The organism is Bdellovibrio sp. HCB209 (assembly GCF_047306065.1).
Lineage (GTDB): Bacteria > Bdellovibrionota > Bdellovibrionia > Bdellovibrionales > Bdellovibrionaceae > Bdellovibrio.
In genome coordinates this window covers 95,910-113,592 of sequence record NZ_CP178618.1, presented here as the reverse complement: position 1 = coordinate 113,592, position 17,683 = coordinate 95,910, and the positions used below count along the sequence as shown (strand labels likewise).

20 protein-coding genes and 3 tRNA genes are annotated in these 17,683 nt (G+C 44.2%); 10 read left to right on the top strand and 13 right to left on the bottom strand.

What is annotated here, in order from left to right; translation table 11 throughout:
* The first annotated feature begins 1 nt into the window (after position 1).
* The 5 genes from ACLVWP_RS00565 to ACLVWP_RS00545 all read left to right on the top strand — a co-directional run bounded on the left by ACLVWP_RS00565 (position 2) and on the right by ACLVWP_RS00545 (position 3,646).
* On the top strand, positions 2–877 hold the full coding sequence (locus ACLVWP_RS00565; RefSeq protein ID WP_413559307.1) for a type II secretion system F family protein: 876 nt from the start codon (positions 2–4) through the stop codon (positions 875–877).
* Between the two features lie 30 nt (positions 878–907).
* Positions 908–2,560 carry a DUF6531 domain-containing protein gene (locus tag ACLVWP_RS00560; protein WP_413559306.1) on the top strand — a complete coding sequence of 551 codons (1,653 nt, stop codon included), beginning with the start codon at positions 908–910 and terminating at the stop codon, positions 2,558–2,560.
* 12 nt (positions 2,561–2,572) lie between these two features.
* The gene (locus ACLVWP_RS00555; protein WP_413559305.1) at positions 2,573–2,836 is read left to right on the top strand and encodes a hypothetical protein; all 264 of its coding nucleotides are present in this window, start codon (positions 2,573–2,575) and stop codon (positions 2,834–2,836) included.
* Between the two features lie 195 nt (positions 2,837–3,031).
* Positions 3,032–3,217 carry a hypothetical protein gene (locus tag ACLVWP_RS00550; RefSeq protein WP_413559304.1) on the top strand — a complete coding sequence of 62 codons (186 nt, stop codon included), beginning with the start codon at positions 3,032–3,034 and terminating at the stop codon, positions 3,215–3,217.
* A gap of 252 nt (positions 3,218–3,469) precedes the next feature.
* Positions 3,470–3,646, top strand: coding sequence for a hypothetical protein (locus ACLVWP_RS00545; protein WP_413559303.1), 177 nt, complete (start codon positions 3,470–3,472; stop codon positions 3,644–3,646).
* Positions 3,647–3,649: 3 nt separating this feature from the next.
* On the opposite strand, the gene ACLVWP_RS00540 is transcribed toward ACLVWP_RS00545, so the two are convergent.
* Genes ACLVWP_RS00540 through ACLVWP_RS00530 form a run of 3 tightly spaced genes read right to left on the bottom strand, consistent with a single transcriptional unit; the run spans position 3,650 to position 5,501 of the window.
* Positions 3,650–3,910: a hypothetical protein gene (locus ACLVWP_RS00540; RefSeq protein WP_413559302.1), complete on the bottom strand. Its 261-nt coding sequence runs from the start codon at positions 3,908–3,910 to the stop codon at positions 3,650–3,652.
* Positions 3,897–4,289: a response regulator gene (locus tag ACLVWP_RS00535; RefSeq protein WP_413559301.1), complete on the bottom strand. Its 393-nt coding sequence runs from the start codon at positions 4,287–4,289 to the stop codon at positions 3,897–3,899. The genes ACLVWP_RS00540 and ACLVWP_RS00535 overlap by 14 nt, the downstream gene beginning before the upstream one ends.
* A gap of 42 nt (positions 4,290–4,331) precedes the next feature.
* The gene (locus ACLVWP_RS00530; protein ID WP_413559300.1) at positions 4,332–5,501 is read right to left on the bottom strand and encodes a hypothetical protein; all 1,170 of its coding nucleotides are present in this window, start codon (positions 5,499–5,501) and stop codon (positions 4,332–4,334) included.
* Positions 5,502–5,578: 77 nt separating this feature from the next.
* Here ACLVWP_RS00530 and ACLVWP_RS00525 point away from each other — a divergent pair, with 77 nt between their 5' ends.
* A complete protein-coding gene (locus ACLVWP_RS00525; RefSeq protein WP_413559299.1) occupies positions 5,579–7,138 on the top strand; it encodes a hypothetical protein in 1,560 nt (519 codons plus the stop codon).
* Positions 7,139–7,203: 65 nt separating this feature from the next.
* Here the strand turns inward: ACLVWP_RS00525 and groL are convergent, their stop codons facing one another.
* The 4 genes from groL to ACLVWP_RS00505 all read right to left on the bottom strand — a co-directional run bounded on the left by groL (position 7,204) and on the right by ACLVWP_RS00505 (position 10,686).
* Positions 7,204–8,850 (bottom strand): chaperonin GroEL, encoded by a 1,647-nt coding sequence (groL, locus tag ACLVWP_RS00520; RefSeq protein WP_413559298.1) that lies wholly within the window; start codon positions 8,848–8,850, stop codon positions 7,204–7,206.
* Positions 8,851–8,878: 28 nt separating this feature from the next.
* The gene (groES, locus tag ACLVWP_RS00515; RefSeq protein WP_168196705.1) at positions 8,879–9,166 is read right to left on the bottom strand and encodes a co-chaperone GroES; all 288 of its coding nucleotides are present in this window, start codon (positions 9,164–9,166) and stop codon (positions 8,879–8,881) included.
* A 205-nt stretch (positions 9,167–9,371) separates the two neighbouring features.
* A complete protein-coding gene (locus tag ACLVWP_RS00510) occupies positions 9,372–9,968 on the bottom strand; it encodes a hypothetical protein (RefSeq protein ID WP_413559297.1) in 597 nt (198 codons plus the stop codon).
* 115 nt (positions 9,969–10,083) lie between these two features.
* A complete protein-coding gene (locus tag ACLVWP_RS00505) occupies positions 10,084–10,686 on the bottom strand; it encodes a hypothetical protein (RefSeq protein WP_413559296.1) in 603 nt (200 codons plus the stop codon).
* A gap of 80 nt (positions 10,687–10,766) precedes the next feature.
* Here ACLVWP_RS00505 and ACLVWP_RS00500 point away from each other — a divergent pair, with 80 nt between their 5' ends.
* From ACLVWP_RS00500 to ACLVWP_RS00490, 3 genes are read left to right on the top strand one after another with little or no spacing between them, the layout of a single operon-like run.
* Complete coding sequence (locus ACLVWP_RS00500; RefSeq protein ID WP_413559295.1) at positions 10,767–11,750, top strand: hypothetical protein; 984 nt, start codon at positions 10,767–10,769, stop codon at positions 11,748–11,750.
* The gene (locus ACLVWP_RS00495; RefSeq protein ID WP_413559294.1) at positions 11,747–12,571 is read left to right on the top strand and encodes a metallophosphoesterase family protein; all 825 of its coding nucleotides are present in this window, start codon (positions 11,747–11,749) and stop codon (positions 12,569–12,571) included. Before ACLVWP_RS00500 ends, ACLVWP_RS00495 begins: the two co-directional genes overlap by 4 nt.
* Positions 12,547–13,083 (top strand): hypothetical protein, encoded by a 537-nt coding sequence (locus ACLVWP_RS00490; protein WP_413559293.1) that lies wholly within the window; start codon positions 12,547–12,549, stop codon positions 13,081–13,083. Before ACLVWP_RS00495 ends, ACLVWP_RS00490 begins: the two co-directional genes overlap by 25 nt.
* Here the strand turns inward: ACLVWP_RS00490 and ACLVWP_RS00485 are convergent.
* The 5 genes from ACLVWP_RS00485 to ACLVWP_RS00465 all read right to left on the bottom strand — a co-directional run bounded on the left by ACLVWP_RS00485 (position 13,080) and on the right by ACLVWP_RS00465 (position 16,293).
* A complete protein-coding gene (locus ACLVWP_RS00485) occupies positions 13,080–14,408 on the bottom strand; it encodes a PAS domain-containing protein (RefSeq protein WP_413559292.1) in 1,329 nt (442 codons plus the stop codon). The genes ACLVWP_RS00490 and ACLVWP_RS00485 overlap by 4 nt on opposite strands.
* Positions 14,409–14,721: 313 nt before the next feature.
* A complete protein-coding gene (locus ACLVWP_RS00480; RefSeq protein ID WP_413559291.1) occupies positions 14,722–15,360 on the bottom strand; it encodes a hypothetical protein in 639 nt (212 codons plus the stop codon).
* A 195-nt stretch (positions 15,361–15,555) separates the two neighbouring features.
* Positions 15,556–15,631 (bottom strand) — tRNA-Asn (locus tag ACLVWP_RS00475).
* Between the two features lie 52 nt (positions 15,632–15,683).
* Positions 15,684–16,136: a hypothetical protein gene (locus tag ACLVWP_RS00470; RefSeq protein WP_413559290.1), complete on the bottom strand. Its 453-nt coding sequence runs from the start codon at positions 16,134–16,136 to the stop codon at positions 15,684–15,686.
* A gap of 80 nt (positions 16,137–16,216) precedes the next feature.
* Positions 16,217–16,293, bottom strand: a tRNA-Arg gene (locus tag ACLVWP_RS00465).
* A 153-nt stretch (positions 16,294–16,446) separates the two neighbouring features.
* Here ACLVWP_RS00465 and ACLVWP_RS00460 point away from each other — a divergent pair.
* Positions 16,447–16,537, top strand: a tRNA-Ser gene (locus ACLVWP_RS00460).
* 43 nt (positions 16,538–16,580) lie between these two features.
* Here ACLVWP_RS00460 and ACLVWP_RS00455 read toward each other — a convergent pair.
* Positions 16,581–17,534 carry a Na/Pi cotransporter family protein gene (locus ACLVWP_RS00455; RefSeq protein ID WP_413559289.1) on the bottom strand — a complete coding sequence of 318 codons (954 nt, stop codon included), beginning with the start codon at positions 17,532–17,534 and terminating at the stop codon, positions 16,581–16,583.
* Positions 17,535–17,683 lie beyond the last annotated feature (149 nt).

Here is a 17,683-nt window from a genome sequence, read left to right as displayed (position 1 = left end):
TATGAGTTTTCTGTTTAACGAATGGATTATGATTCCTATATTTGGCATCTGTGTCTTCACAGTTGTCATTCTATGGGCTGATAAATCCATCGCTTGGCTTCACAAGCGCAGCCTTGGGCAGCGTGAAGAAGTCATGCGCCTCATGCGCTTGATGGGCATGGAAACAGATCAAAAGAAAGTAACGGCTCTGATTCTATTGATGAGCTTTGGTTTGGGAGCGATCGTATTTCTGATCTTCTGGCCAAGTGTTGCTATGGGTGCGTTCTTTGGTGCGTCTATCACTATCGCTGGTTGGCAGTTGCCACTTCTTATCATGCGCTCATTGTACGAAAGACGTTGTACTCTTTTCGTAGATCAGATGGTTGACGGTATTACGATCATGGCCAACGGTATTAAAGCCGGATCGAATCCCCAAGAATCCATGAAGCGTGTTGTGGAAATTATGGGAAATCCAATCAGTCAGGAATTTTCACAAGTGCTTTACCAAATGCAAGTTGGTGATAGCTTTGAAAGCGCTCTGAATGACCTCGGAAATCGTATTCCCCGTCCAGACGTCCAGATGTTTGTGACCTCCATCAACATCTTAAAAGAAACTGGCGGTAACTTAGCGGAGACATTCCAGACCATAGTACTGGTCATCCGTGAGAGACAAAAAATTGAAAAGAAAATTCAAGCGATGACAGCGCAAGGTCTCATGCAAGGGATCATCGTCACTCTTGTTCCGTTCTTTTTGATGTTGGTTTTTTTGGTCATTGATCCCACATTTATCAAACCCATGTTTACAACCACCTTAGGTCTAGTGTTGCTGTTCGCCATGCTGGCCCTGCAAATTATCGGTGGTGTCGTCATCAAAAAGCTTGTTACTATCAAAGTGTAGTCCGTCAGTTTCAGGGAAGAGGTAAACATAATGAAGAAGGCACTTATTGCAGTGGCCGTTCTTTTCTCGGCACAGGCGCATGCTCTTGTCGATATGAAGAATGCCAACTATTCCAATACGTGGATAGACATGGACGTACCAGGCACTGGTTACGACCTTAAAATTACCAGAACTTATAATAGCCGTTCACTTTTCAATGGGATGTTTGGCTTCGGTTGGTGCTCAGATTTCGAGACCAGCATGGAAGTAAATGCTGAAGGCAACATCAAGGTTAAAGAGTGCGGTGGCGGTATGGAAGTTACTTTCTCTCCGCGTGAAGTAACTCGTAAAGACATCGACAACACTATTGGGCAAATCATCAACAAGATGAAAGCTGAAAAGAAAGTCGGAGTTACTGACTCTTACCTTAACAGCTTGAAAACTCAGTTGCTTGATGACGACAGCACTCGCTCTGAGCTTGCTAAAAAGTATGGCGTCGCTGTACCGGTTAAAGAAGGCACTAAATTCTTTGCCAACGGTCGCGAAGTTGAAAACTTCACTTTCAATAAAACGTATTACACTCGCACTCTTCCAGATGGCAGTAATCAACGTTTCAATTTGCAAGGTAAGTTGAGCCATATTTACGATAAAAACGGTAACGTTTTGAAGTTTGATTACGACAAAGACTTGGTTTCAAAAATCGAGGACAACAATGGTCGTCGCTTAACTTTCAAATACTATCAAAATAAAAAAATCAAATCTATCACAGGCCCGAACGGTCTAAATGCAGATTATAAATTTGCGAACCTTGATGATTTGTCTTCTGTTACAAATGCTTGGAAGAAAACTTATACTTACGAGTACGACGATCTTCACAATCTGACTCGTGCAGGCTGGCCGGATAAAACATTTATCGCAGTTAAATACGATAAAAAGAATGACTGGGTTACTTCGTTCACAGACCGCGACAAATGCGTCGAGGCCTACAAATACGAATTCTCTCAGAACGATCCGCAAAACCACTACTGGTCGACTGTTAAAAAAGTTTGCGGCAAAGAAACTGTTGCCGACAACAAATACGAGTTCTGGCACAAGCAGCGCTCTGACGGTCAATACTTCCTTCAACGTGTAATGACGACTGTAAATAACAACGTTACAGACATCAGCTACCACGAAGTATTTGGTAAACCGACAAGCATCCGTAGAAACTCTGAGCGTATCTCTTATGAGTACTACAACGACGGATTGGTAAAAGTTAAAGCAACTCCAGCGACACGCATGGCTTTTGAGTATGATCCAACGATCAAAAAAGTAAGCCAGGTATCGACGACTTTCTTCAATCAAAAAGGTCAGAAAGTAACGACTAAGACGACTCAGTTCAAATACGATGGCAAAGGCAATCTTAACTTTGCTCAGAACTCAGACGGACAAAGAATTACAATGACTTATGATACTCGCGGTCGTATCTCTACGATCACGGATCAAGCTAAGAAAGTTGTGAAGATTGATTACGAAGAACGCTATGGGAAACCATCTATCGTGACTCGCCCAGGATTGGGAACTATTCAGGTTACTTACAAACCGAATGGCGAAATCAATAAAGTAGATAGTAAAGAAGGTCCATCAGTGGCTATGCAAGTGGCCTCTACATTCAATAACTTGCTCGACATTATCGCGCCTGCAACTGCAGAGCTGTATCTCTAAGGAGAGATCGTTATGAAGAAAATCTTGTTATTGGCAGTAATAGCGCTGGTTGGAACGGCAAACGCACAAACAAGTGCTAGCGACGAAGCTAACGAAAGCATGCATAAAGGCAATGGCTCAACGACAGAAGCTAATGTCGGTAAAGAGGGTTGTACTGAGTGCAATAAGCACCGTGTGCATGTAAAGATGCAAGCAAACACAGTAGCTCCATCTAGCAGATCAACGGGCTCTTCTGATAAGAGCAGCGGTTCTGCTGGCAGAGAAGGCGCTCAGTAATCTGAGTGTCGACTTTATCAACAACGAAAGCGCCTAAAAAGGCTCTCTGCCCAGGGAGCCTTTTTTATTTTGCAGCCCGTACTCGTAACCCCCTGATATCACACGGTTAACGGATCGGCATAAGGCCGCCAGCTTGGCACATCAGGTGCATTACCTAGAACTTGAATACTTATGTAATTCAAAGGAGAGGTAATTATGAAACTAGTTAAAATTCTTTGCGCGGTAGCTATCGCAGCTACGGCATCTGTATCTGTTGCATCCCCAAAATGCTCTCAACAGTCATCAGCGAAAATGTTCGATTCAACGGCAGTTAAACAAGTTGCGGCAGTTAAAACGAAACCTGCTGTATCAGGTTCAGCTGTTCGCGCTGGTGCAAACTAATATTATGTTAACTCCAACCCCTCTTTGAGTGAGTGGCCTTCCCCCCAGGTCACTCGCTCTTAATGGGATCGGGATGTTAAGTGCCTTGTCACAGGTGCGCGCAAAAAGGCGCCGTTTGGCACGCGTGTCTCATTTTGAGATTTGATTTAGCTAAGTGCTTGATTCGTCGAGACTGAATTCTCAGTCTGAAACAGCTTCTTTGGCATGTCGGATGCATTAGATGTAAGTATCCAACGCAACAAAGGAGATCTTATGAAATTCGCAGCTTTTATCGCAATCGTAGTTTTCGCAATGTCTTCAACTTCTTTCGCTAACTGCGGTTCTCGCTCTTCTGGTTCTCTTTTCAAAAACACAGTTGCTTCATCTACAAATACAGCAGCAGCTGTAGTTAAAACAGCTCAAGCTTCTGGCGTTAAAGCAGTACGCTAATTATTAACGTACAGCCTTTTCGTGTGAACCTTCTTGGAATCCATCAACTGTGCTGACTACACCGTCTTTAACGTGCCCTGAAAGATTCTTAAGCGCCATCGCGCCACCTGCAGCCGCACTCTGGATATATTGAGACACCGTTGATCTTTGCAACCAGCGGAATGTATAAGACTCAATAGACGCCCCACCTACTTTTACCTGAGCAAGCACAATCAAAAGCATTGTGAACGCCAAAGTCTTCAATACAAATTTAAGTTCTTCCATGAGTCGATTCTCCTAGTTGCGGTAACACTTTGGATATAGCTGTAAAAAGTTGTTCTTTAGTAAATGGCTTAGTGACGTATCCGTCGAATCCAGCCTGAGTTGCTTTATCGATCATCGCTTTGTCGTCGATCGTAGAGCATCCAATGATTTTAACTTCGGGATGATTTTCTTTAATTGCTCGAGCGGTTTCTAAACCATTTCGATTCGGCATCACCATATCAAGGAAAACAAGATCGGGCAGAACTGTGCCCACAAGGCGAATGCCATCATTTCCATTTTCTGCTTCGCCCACACAAGTGTGACCGGCATCACTCATAATATTTTTAATGAGCTCACGCAGGAACGCGGCATCGTCAATAACTGCAAAACGTATCTTCATGGCTTCAGTATAGAAGCCATGACCTATTTGGATAAGAGGATTTTAGTGACCCCAACGATAGCCTAGGGAGAACATATACAGCGAGTTCGTAACACTCACGTTCTTAGGCGTAGAACCTGTACTTGGGTCTGGCAAAGCTGCCGGGCCGTCAAACATATTCTTTTCAGCTGAAGCTTCAAGGCCCCATAACAACTGACTAGAACGGGACAATCTCCACTCGCCACCAAATTCAAGACCAAGGCGAGAGTTGTCCTCAACAGCACCCGAATTCACACCACTGTCATTCGCCGTTTCGCTGTGTTGCAGTCTTGGGAAAAAGCTTCCGCCAATAACCCAAGCATAATCCACAGATGATGGTAAGCGAGCTTTCAGGCCCAAACCAAATCCATGGGTATTAATACGCACACGGTTCACAGCATCTGTTGGCGTCGACATTTTTTCGTCGCTATAGATCACTGAAAATTCCAATGAGTTCGCTTTGCGAGATTCACCGAAATACTTACGGAAATTCAGTCCCAAATCCAAGAATTCATAACGAGCTGTCACTCGAGATTTGTCGGCTTCCATCGAATCAATGTCTGCCGCCATTGAGAACATAAATTTACCACTCACACCAATCAAAGGTGTCAGCCATACATTGGCTTTGAAACGAACGGCATCATAGAAACTTTGATATTCTCTGAACGAGTAGTTCGAAGTAGATTCGTTGTACACAGCTACCGGAGAGATTTCTACTTCCAGACGATTATTACGAACATCGTCAGGATGAATAGTCTCGGCATAGTAGTCATAAATCTTGTCCGCTTTGTTTGTGAATAGAGCCTCTGCCTGAGCACCGATTGTTGGCTCAACAGGTTTTTCTTCCTTAACGGCAACTGGACTTGCAGCCGGGGCTACCGTCGCAGCTGGTGTAGCCGCTGACTGGACCACAGCTGTAGTTGTCGAAGTCGTTGTTACAACCTGCGCAGATTTTTCGTCTGCTTTTGCGGTAACCGCTGTTTTAGCTTCAGCTTCTAAAGCTGTTTCTTCAGCAGCAACTGCCACTGGCTTCGCAGGTTCGGACTGAGCTGGATTTCTTTTGGTAAGTTTCGGCGCTGTTTTACGAACTTCATAACGTCCAGTGGAAAAGCCTTCCAGACTAGACTGCGCATGAGCGACCGAGTTTAAAGAAATCACTACAATGAATAGAGAAAAAATAGACTGAAATTTCATAAAAATATCTTCGGCAACGGTCCGAATTACTTGACCCAAAATTGACGACTTTTCATTCACAAGGCAGAATTAAAAGTATGAAAATAAAATTGCTCATCAGTGTCGTTGTCTTTGCATTTTCATTTCAGACCTTTGCCCAGAACGCGTATGTCAGTTCTGTCGACCAAGATCTTGCGATCAAGTCCATAGTTCTGGTTCCAACCACAGACAACTTGGGTGGCATTTACTCGAAACCGGTTGAAGAGCAACTTCGTCAACAACTCAACGACGACAAACAATGGTCATTGATCAACTATCCCAAAAATATCGACGTAAAATCTGAGTCCATGGATGAGAATCCCGCTGATGTGCAAAAAGTTTTGCAAGCCGCGAAAGCAGATGCCGCTTTAACTTCAAAGATCATTCGTGGTCCCCGTGGGATTTCCATTACGATGACTTTGTTTGTGGGTCGCGAAGGATTTCCTCTTTTACAGGAGTCGCTCACTGACTATAAGGGCTTTGATACATCAGATATCAAAACTCAATCCGCGAAACTTTTTGAAAATATTAAAAATCGCATGCCTTTCCGCGCGGCGATCTTAAGTCGTCGCGGCCAGCAGGTGACTTTGAATCTGGGAAGCAACTACGGACTAAAACCCGATAGCAAAGTTTCCATCGTGCAAATTATCAAAGTAAATCGCCATCCGAAATTGAAATTCTTGGTAAGCACCGAGAAAGAAGTTTTAGGGCGCGTGAAACTTTTCAAGGTCGAACCTTACCTTAGCTTTGGTTACATCGAGCTAGAGAAAGAACCCGGCGTCATTGCTGTTGGCTCTAAGGTTATGCCCGATGAATTTGTTAAGTACGCAACTCCGGTTACTACGCCTTCAGGAAAGATCTTAGCTGATATCACCACTCGCCCAGATAAAGACGTGGCCTTCGGTGATGATCCGAAAGAATGGGCACCAGAGCCGCCTCCACAGTACGGTAAGGTTGAAATTCTTGCGGGCTTCTCGGCGTACTCACAGAATGCAAAACTTGATACTCAGTCGATCTCTGGCAACGCAAGCCTTGCTCCGAACATTTTAGTGCGCGGTGAGCTTTGGCTGAATCCTGAATGGTTCATTAACGTAAGCCTTCGCCAATCTGTTTTCTCGATTGATAACGAACTTACGGGATCTTCTCCTGGGTCATTGAACACTTCTATGTCTCAGTACTCTGTAGCTGGTGGATATAACTTCCTGCTATCGAATGATTTCTTTGGTCCAAAGATTCAACTAAGCGCTGGCTATCAAGATACGAATTTTAAAATCGATGATAGCTCCCCGGTGGCGTTTACATCGAACAAGTACGGTGGCTTGATGTTCAGTATCGGCGGGTCTTTCCCACTAGGTGAAGAGATCCCAATGGATCTGGGCGGCCGACTTGATTTGTTCCTAAACCCAAGCATGAGCGAAAGCCCGAAATCAGGATCTGGAACAGACAGTAAAATTAACAGCTTCGCATTTTACGGCAATTATCGTTTAAGACAGAAGTTTGCGATTCACGGAGAGCTATTATTTGAAAACTTTAGCTCTGACTATGGAGATGCTGCTGATAGATCTTCAGTCAGCCACAAGATGACAACCCTGATGGGTGGGATTCAATATCTGTTCTAGAAATAAAAAAAGCCTGGGTTTTATCCCAGGCCTTTTAGTTTGAGTAGCTAGAGTAAGCCAGAGGCTTACATCATGCCGCCCATACCACCCATGCCGCCCATGTCGTGGCCGCCACCAGCTGGCATTGGAGAGTCTTTCTTAGGTGCTTCTGCGATCATAGTCTCAGTAGTAAGCATCAAGGAAGAAACTGAAGCTGCGTTAGTTAGAGCGCAACGAACAACTTTAACTGGATCGATAACACCGTCTTTGATTAGGTCAGTGTATTCGTCAGAGTATGCGTTGAAACCCCAAGAAGCGGATTTGTTTTGAAGGATACGATCCAAAACGATCGCGCCATCAAGACCTGCATTCGCAGAGATTTGACGAATTGGCTCTTCGCAAGCGCGTTTGATGATAGTCGCACCAAATGCTTCTTCTTCAGAGAATTTAGATTTATCAACTTTTTGAGAAGCGCGAAGCAAAGCAGTACCACCACCAGCAACGATACCTTCTTCAACAGCAGCGCGAGTCGCGTTCAAAGCGTCTTCTACGCGGTGTTTTTTCTCTTTCATCTCAACTTCAGAAGGAGCACCAACGTGGATAACAGCTACGCCGCCAGCCAATTTAGCCAAACGCTCTTTCAATTTTTCTTTATCGTAGTCAGAAGAAGTTTCTTCGATTTGACCTTTGATAGCGTTTACGCGACCAGTGATGTCTGCTTTTTTACCAGAACCATCAATGATAGTAGTGTTGTCTTTATCAACAACGATACGTTTCGCAACACCAAGATCAGCGATAGTCGCTTGCTCAAGTTTACGACCGATGTCTTCAGAGATAACTTTCGCGCCAGTTAGGATCGCGATGTCTTCAAGCATAGCTTTACGACGGTCACCGAAGCCAGGAGCTTTAACAGCACAGATGTGAAGAGTGCCGCGAAGTTTATTAACAACCAAAGTTGCCAATGCTTCACCGTCAACGTCTTCAGCGATGATCAACAATTGACGACCTTGCTTAGCAACGCCTTCAAGGATACCGATCATATCTTTCATAGAAGAGATTTTTTTGTCGTATACAAGAACGTAAGCGTTCTCAAGAACTGCTTCCATTCTTTCTGCGTTAGTTACGAAGTATGGAGACAAGTAACCACGGTCGAATTGCATACCTTCAACTACTGTAACTTCAGTTTTAGCAGTTTTAGATTCTTCGATAGTGATAACGCCTTCTTTACCAACTTTGTCCATAGCGTCTGACAACATTTGACCAATTTCTTTGTCATTGTTTGCAGAGATAGAACCAACTTGAGCAACTTCGTTTGAACCTTTAACTGGTTTCGCCATTGCTTTAAGTTCGTCGATAATGATTGCAACCGCTTTGTCGATACCACGTTTGATAGACATTGGATTGTGACCTGCAGAAACTAGTTTTGCGCCTTCGCGGTAGATCGCTTGAGCCAAAACAGTTGCAGTTGTTGTACCGTCACCGGCTTCGTCATTAGTTTTGGAAGCAACTTCCTTAACCATTTGCGCGCCCATGTTTTCGAATTTGTTTTCCAATTCGATTTCTTTAGCAACAGTTACACCGTCTTTTGTGATCATTGGAGAACCGAAAGATTTGTCGATAACTACGTTACGACCTTTAGGTCCCAAAGTTACTTTTACTGCGTTCGCAAGAGTGTTCACACCTTTAAGGATGTGTGCGCGAGCGTCTTCTGAGAATACTAATACTTTAGACATGATTTTTCTCCGTATTTAATTTCTTCGATTAGTTGAAAACACCAAGGATGTCTTCTTCGCGCATCATCAAGTATTCTGCGCCTTCAAGTTTCAACTCAGTTCCCGCATATTTGCTGAAAAGAACTTTGTCGCCAACTTTAACTTCAAGAGGCAAGATTTTGCCGTCTTCAGTTACACGACCTTTACCAGTCGCGATGATTTCACCTTTTTGTGGTTTTTCTTTTGCTGTATCAGGGATGAAAAGACCGCCAGCGGTTTTTTCTTCTTCCGCCATTCTGCGAACAAGAATTCTGTCGTGAAGTGGGCGAACGCCGATTTCGTTCTTAGCCATTATAATGCCTCCGGTTTAATTGAACTTACTTAAGTTAAATATCGATGGAGGTAATATGAACTCACCAGCGGAAACGTCAAGGCGCGGCCGCCAATTTTTGGGTGGTTTTGAGGAAAGCCAACCTGCCTGCATCTTTAACGCGCAAAGCTAGGTTAGTCTGTCGGGGATTTTGGACAAAAAAAAAGCCCGTTTAGCGGGCTGATTCTTTCGTCGTATTTGTAGCACTTGCCGGAAGGTCTGACGCATGTGCGCCAAATACAGAGTTGGCATAAGCATTCATCAACTCAGCCACTTCTTCAGGAGACAGCTTGCCTGCAACTTCTTTGAAGGCCGCTTTTTTATCTGGAACCTTGGTCAAATAACCCGCGAAATAATCAGTCACCGACAAGTCTTTTGCAACATCGAGCTCATACTGCTCTTCACGCAATTGCTTTTCCATTTTATCGATCGAGATGTCTTGAGAGGCCACAGCTTCTACAACATTTTTAGCGCGGGCCAAATTAGGGTCCGTGCCTGAAGCTGCACGGCGATTAACTTTCTTAGTATCGATCTGAGTTTTAAGAGTCGTAACTTTAACCTGGGCCGTGCTCACCATCTCGAATTTCCATTCGCGATAGCTTTTAATTTTAGGTGTTGGAGGTTGTTGAAGTTGTACCAATGTGGTTTGCACAGGACGGAGAGAATGAGCTTGAATGCGGACCGCAGACGGTGCAGCTGCCTGCACAGACACTGCTGACGCAGACACAACCAAAACGGCCACCAAAGGTAGGTGTTTAAACAGACTCATCGATCCTCCAACAACAAACGTGATTCTGGTTCCTGGAATTCAATGTCTATGCCCGCTTAAAAATGCTACGATAAGCTATATATTCGATTTGAGGCTCTGGAGAGGCCTATTTGTGTCAATCTGAGCCAAATAAGGGCGTACACAGTGGAACACTAAATCGACCATATACATGGGTCGCCCCCACCTGCTTGCCCGTTGTAAAGCGCCCCTGAACAACCCCGGTCAGCACATCTGATTGGATTGCCCTCAAGGCAATCACTCCCTGATCAGCAATTAAATTCTGACGAGAGTTCGAAGGCCGTGAGTAATCAGAAAAAATAATTGTCGGAATTAATGTAAACGGATCTTTAGGATCAATCTTCCAACTGCCTTTTTCAAACAAGGCATAAATGCGAACTTGATAAACGGAACCGACAGGCTCCAAACAAGGATTGTCGTAAAGCTCATTCCACAAGCGGATCTCAAGATATGTTTTGTTATTTCTTCGGAACGGAACTGCGCGCCCATTCACATACTTCCAATCACGACCATTGATGGCGCCTCGTGCGTACTCGACGATATCAGGATTTTCAGGAACTCCCTGATTAGAATCCGGCGCGGGAGTCGATGAAGAACCAGAATCTGCACACGCAGACAGTCCCACCACTCCTAAGCAAATTAGGACTTTAACAAACGTATTCACATAGCTCATGTAACGAGAAATGCTATCTAAAACCATTTAGGGGTACAAGATGTAATATAAAACACTCATGCAAAATTTCAGATGACTCAAAATTCAAGCGAACCTAAAAATAGAGAGTGTTTAAAAAATTATCTTCTCTCATTTTTATAATTTTACTATCCAATGTTTCCGTCAGCCTAGCGGGGCCACTCGGAACTATTCCAACCATTCAGGAACAAAACTTAGAACTTGTTTTTGATTTGCGTTCTGATCTTTGGACATCACCCTATACATACAAAGAATCGCCTTTAAGAATCACGGGAGGCAGCTTTCGTATTCCTTTGCTAAATACCGAAAGCTGGGCTGCTTCGGCGCTAATCTACACAGAGGCACTGAATTTGGGCCGCGCCGATTTTCAGTTAGGCGACAAGAGTGTCTTTATCGGAAACTCTTTAAGAAATGAACTTGTGGGTTTTGGCATTAGAAAATCTTGGAGTGGCGGCAGCTCTCTAAGCGCCTTTGCTGCCTTTGCAACCGCTAGCGACGACCCCTGGGGATCGCCACGCGATGACTATTTCTATGCGTCCGTGCTGTACCGCTCTGAAATCATCGATAATCACAATTGGATTTTCGGAGTGGATCAATCAGGAAACCGTGGCTTTTATAACGGACGACCTTTTCCATACTTGGGTGTCTCTTGGTTTGCCAACGAACGCCTGACTGTTGCATTCGGATTTCCTTTCCTTCACCTTGCCTGGGATTCTGGCGATCCGGAAGATCCCTGGGGAAATGACTTTAGACTAACCCCTTATGGTTATACTTTCCGTTCTTCAAAAGATATTGGCGACAATATGATCCTTGGTTTCTATAGTGCGTTCACCGTTCGTTCATATTTATACGATGCCCGCGAGGTCGCAGAAGATCGCCTTTATTACCAAGAAATTTTAGGTGAAGTTTACCTGTCGCGCGAAGTAACCGAAGCGACATCGGTCACTTTTGCTGTCGGTGGTTCTGTAGATCGCAAGCTTTACGAAACCGAGCGCATGTATCATCCCGATTCAAAAATGCAAACTATCGAAAATGACTACTACGGACGAATCAGCGTGGAGTTCAAACTATGATTAAAGCACTTCTCTATACCGGATTCTTTTTCTGCTTAAGCTCCTGCGCACCATTTGTGGACTCGCCTTTTTCAGATGCTCTGTTACGCCCTGAAAGAAATTTGAATGCGATTAACGTGGATCGCGTTGGTAGTATCGAAGACGACGACCTTATTCGCATTGCCGTTTTTTCAGACCCTCATCAAAACTATAAAGCGATCGACAAAGTCGTTTACCAAATTAACCAAAATGGTCCTTTTGATTTCATTGCGGGACTGGGTGATTACACGAATCAAGCCTACAACCTTGAGTACGATCAATTTATCGAAGCGATCGGCCGTCTAAATGGAACAAAGCTTATGGCCATCGGAAATCACGACGCCATCGGCGCGGGTCCCGAACTTTTCCGTAAAGCTTTCGGTAATCCTAACTTCTATTTTGATCGTGGAAGCTATCGCTATATCTTTTTTAATTCGTGCAACCTTGAAACCCCGGAGGACTTTGATCCTCAATGGTTAAAAGACGCCGTAACCTCTGCGCCAGGCAACGTGATGATTTTCAGTCACGTTCAGCTTAGAGATTCAGAAAGATACTTTGGTGATGACAAGGCGATTCTGAACGACGTCATTACGAACAGCAAAGTGAAGGTGATCTTTAACGGCCACAATCACACTTATGATCTTTCGACAGACAACGGCACCATCATGATGCAATGTGGACGTTGCGAAGCCGATAGCGGCGTTCATTGGTTGATCGTCACCGTGGACACAAATTCAGGACAGTTCTGTGTAAAACGCATGGATACATTGGAGGAAGATTGCAGTCTTTCTATCAAGCCTTAATTTTAGCAATACTATTGCTAGCAAACACCGCCCATGCGGGTGAAGTTCGCGCTTTGATTGAGCGTGCAGGATTCATGGGCACCGTCGCTGCTGGTGGTAGTTACGAGTGGACTCCAGAGCATGCCCTAGATCTTTCTCTTGGCGCATTTCCAATTGATAGCGAAACTTTCTATCAGGCAAATTTTGTGTATCGCTATTCTCGATGGAACTCCCCAGTGAAAGGCGATATGTGGAGGCCGTTGCAGTTTGGCTTCTTCGGCGTTTATGCGCTCAACAACAAAAGATACTTTTTAAAGTCTCCCGATAAATATCCCTATCCAGGTTATTATGATGAGACATCTTTCCGCTACGGCGCAGAGTTTGGGACGACCTATACATTTATGCCAAGCCGAATTGCCATTGGTTATCGCCTGCGTATTTTTGATAACGGACTTATTGCCACTTTCAATAATACGAATCGCGATATCCAGTACTACATCTCATCCGGCTTTACTGTTCAGTACTTATTCTAAGTATTCACAAGTCTTAATTTGATTTCCTGTTCGTGATCTTTAAGCTCATCGCAGATTTCTGCGTTGAGCTTGCATTCTCGTTCCAGATTCCCCAAAGTCTTTTTGAAAACTTGGTTCAAAGCATCCATCTCTGCCAATCTAGCGCCCAAGCTTTCACCGGCCCCAACGCGAACCATTTCAATTTTTCCGACAACGTGAAGCACACCCATTCCTGAGGTGACTTTGTTCAATGTCTGTATGGACTCCAACAACGAGCGAGTCATGTTGTCCAAGTTCTGAAAAGTCCGTCCGACAACTTGGAAGTTTTCTCCGATAAGTTGGCGCAGGGGAGAACAGTTTTGGTTGAAATCAAGCTCTTTAGCTCCATCAAAATCGGCACTGCTTTCACAGGATAAAACAGTTTCCTCAGCCAGCTGGTTCATCATCTCAATTTGAAAACGTGAAATTGCAACCGCGACAAACATTTCAAAGACGGATTTTTCATAGTCCTTAAAAACCTCTTCAAATCTGGCAGAGCTTTTTGCGATCTGAGTCGTTAGCTCTTGCAGATTCATAGCCACAGCACCCAGGGGTTTGCCCGCCTCTTGCAATCTTGATGAAGCCACCATCAAATTCACAGTCACAAACTTCACACGATGACATGTTTCAAGAATCTCTTGGCATTCCTTTAAAAGGACCGCTGTTTTTGTAAAGAGGTTGCTTGTTTTAGAATAGCTCAAGCGAGCGGCATGGGTATTCAACATGGAGTTCTGAATGAACGCCTCTAGCTTTTGAATTTGTATCCGCGCTTTACCATCAGTCTTTTTGTATGCCTCTAGCAGTTGATCACGGCTCGACATTTCTTCGACCAGTGCTCGAGTCATAAAGTCAGCGTAATCTAAAAATCCCAACTCCCGAATCTTAGTTTCAATAAGCTCTATGCCTTTTGAAAGATCCAAACCGTTAGCCTCTTCCGAAATCAGTGCTTGATAGAGATCTTTTACGACAGAAAAATATTTTGATGACGGCTTTAAGCGAATCGACAAATAGCCATCCGCCAAAGGAAATGCCATGGCAAAAACCCAATAGTATCTTCCCGTTTTACTGCGGTTCTTTACGTAAGCCGCAATGGGCCTGCCCGCATCTAGGAATTCCCAAAATAGTTTGAACACGGATCGGGGGGTGTCGGCATTGCGAATAATGTTGTGAGGTTTGTGCAATAGCTCCTCACGCTCAAATTCACTGACACGAATAAATACTGAGTTTCCTGATTCAATGACTCCCTTTTTATTCGTCTTCGAAAAAAACAACTCGTGCAGAGAGAAGTCGGCCTCTTGAGTGCTCATCCAAAACATCCTTTTGCATCAGCAAGAATTTCTTCTCATATTATCGAGAGCTTTTGACGATTCTTTAACAAGTTTTTAAACTAGTACGAGGGACTAAATTTGCAGAGCTCCTCAGCTTTTGATGCCGAAGTAGGACGATTTTCCGTAATGGAAATTGAGATGATTTTTAAATCAAAACATCCATCTCCGGGGGATTTGTTAATTGTTTGAAATGCACACATAAATGCTGCCGTGTTTATGATTTAAATCAGCAGAAACATCTCGACGTACAGTGGAGAAAAATAAAAAAGCCACCTTGTGGGTGGCTTTCGATTTACTGTTTTTTCTCTTCACACTGAGAGGATTTTATTTGTCTCACGCCACTAATTTCTGGGCGATGCACTCGAACATCTAAGTAAACTTGTTTGTCTCCCACTGCTTTTCCCTCAGCATCAAGGTAAGTCACAGTTAGGACATTCGCACCGTCTTTCACTTCGATGCTTTTATCTACTTTATAACCGATATCACTCAAAGTTACTTCAACAGCCGTTTTGTCAGAAACCTTCACTGTTGAGTCATGACATGTTCTGTGATTATGAACTTTAACTGAAGTCGCAAGATCTGCGATCTCTTCAGGAGTTGCGATCGAGATCTTCTGAAGCAACATCTTCGTCGGACCACGTCCTTTTGTTACTTCACCATTGCAGTGAGTGAACTCGTAGTCTTGAGTATCGATTTCATCGATCACAACAAGACGATCTGCCAGAACGTCATCAGAAACTTCAGGTTGTTCTGACTCTTTCGTATCGCAAACACGCATATCTTTTAATGGATCTTCAAATTTCGGCAATTCAAAATCCGAAACTTTGATCTCAGGCATTTCAATGTCGGGGATTTTAACTTCTGGTGACTTAAGACAAGAAACCAAAGACGACATACAGATAGCGACAAACGCCAATTTTGCGTAATTCACGGGGAGACCTCCAGCAATCGGATGGTTATACAGATCCTTAGAGGAGTTCTCAAATTTCACGCTCAGATTCCATGAGCACGCTGAACTATATGCGTGAATGTCTAAACTCTGATCGCTTCTAAATGTTTTAAAGTGATTTTGCGTTCATCAACGCCAGAAACTAAAAAACCACCTCAAGGGTGGTTTCTAATAAAATGGCTCAGGAGGAGGGACTCGAACCCCCGACCCAGCGGTTAACAGCCGCTTGCTCTACCGACTGAGCTACTCCTGAACATCGGTGAAGGCTCAAACTATTAGTTTGGACCTTCCTTGTCAAACAGAAATCAGGGCTGAGTCAGGCGCTGCAGGACTTTTTCCAGCATCACAGAGCTCATGGGCATGTCATCAACTCGAAAAAAAGACGAGTTCGGGGCTTGTTCTAGCGTTTTTGAGGTCCCTTTGGCGTCAGTCGCAACCAAACGGCGAGCGAACTGTGCCTTTTCAACGATATCTGAAGAGATCGGCCCAACCAGAATCTCACAGACAGAACTGATATCCACGGGAGTCTCCAAAGTCTTCTGAACCTCACCCTTTTCAGAGTAGATTTCGACCTTTTTAGTTTCCGCCAAACACCAGTTCAACGGACGAGTTTCCCCTCCCAAAAGCAGGGACAAAGCACTGTCGTCCTTGGAGGCTTCGCGGGCAAATTCAGAAGATCGCAATTGCTTCATTCCATAGATCACAAGACCGAACGAGCCGATCATGAAAGCAACCTTAAGCCAGAATTTAAAACCCATACGTCCTCCGTTGAGCAAACAGAGTAATGCCTTTTTGATTCGTAAGGTATTGATTTTATGTGGAAAAAAGAGAGAAAAAATGGTGCACTCGAGAGGATTCGAACCTCTGACCACTTGATTCGTAGTCAAGTACTCTATCCAGCTGAGCTACGAGTGCACTGTGAAAGAGACGTATGTTTAAGCCCCAGTAATCAAAAAATCAAGCATTCTTAAAGAAATTTGCAAAAAGCACCCCGTTATAAGGGCCCCAATCCTTGATTTGGAGGCACGGCTATGGCAATTTAGCTTCTCAGCTTGAAAAAGAGCCCGCGGAGAAGTGGGAGAGTGGCTGAATCCAAGCGTTTGCTAAATGCTCGTACACCAAAAGTGTACCGAGGGTTCGAATCCCTCCTTCTCCGCCATTTTGACTACAAAAAAACCTGCCTAAAGCAGGTTTTTTCATTTTTAGCCCGCTTTTGCCGGCCCTGAACCCAGGATTCTATCGACCGCTCGCATGAACGGGTTCAAAAACACCAAAAATACCGATACCAAACACAAACTGTAGGTCAAATGGGCAACTGCGACGACCATCGCATCGTTGGGAGCTAAGCTCATCACCAATTGCGTGAATGGGGTTATGAATGGATAAAGCAGAGTAACGCCGAGTACATTGATGGTTGTGCTACACCAAGCGGCCTTTTTTGCGGTCCAATTCATATTCAAAGTCGCAAACAATCCTGTAACCGTGGTTCCGATCGTCGCGCCTAAAACCACAGGGATCGAAGCCTCAGGGGTTAGAATTCCTTGCTGAACAAAGATAACCGTAAGACCGATCACGACGGAGCTTGATTGCATAATCGCCGTCATCAGAATTCCCACAAGAATTCCTTTAAGCGGCGTGTTTGTATAAAGCAAAAAATCTGCAAGATACTGCGACTCTTTTAATGGCTGTAAAGAGCTGCTGATTAAGTCCAAACTAAAAAAGATAAAGCCAAAATAGAAAAGTGCCTTACCAAATATTTTTACTCTCCACGGCAGCAAACCTATAAGTGCACCGATCACGATAAAGAAGGGACCAATGCCCGCAAGCTTGAACGAAACCATCCATGCCGTGAGTGTCGTTCCAACATAAGAACCCAGCATGATCGCGATAGCTCCCCGGAAAGTCAGTATCCCGCTATCGATCAACGAAACAGCGAGTGTTGCAACAGCAGTACTTGATTGAATCACTGCGGTTGCAATCAGGCCGACAACAAACGAAGTTATACGATTCGTCGTAAGCTTACTCATCAAAGACTCAAGCTTGTCTCCGGCGGTTTGCCTTAGCTCGTTGCTAAATGCACCTAACCCATAAAGGAATAATATGATCGCGCTGAAGATAGAAAAGATGACTGCCTGGTGCTGAATAATCTGCTGCATGCAAACGAGTATACTTACCTCCACAGAAAGGGGTAACACATAATTCCCAAGGGGAGTGGAACCACCCAAAGTCTAGAATGAAAACTAAAATTCAATTACTAAATGCGACCAAACTCATTTTTGTTCATTTTTGAGATATTTAGGACCAC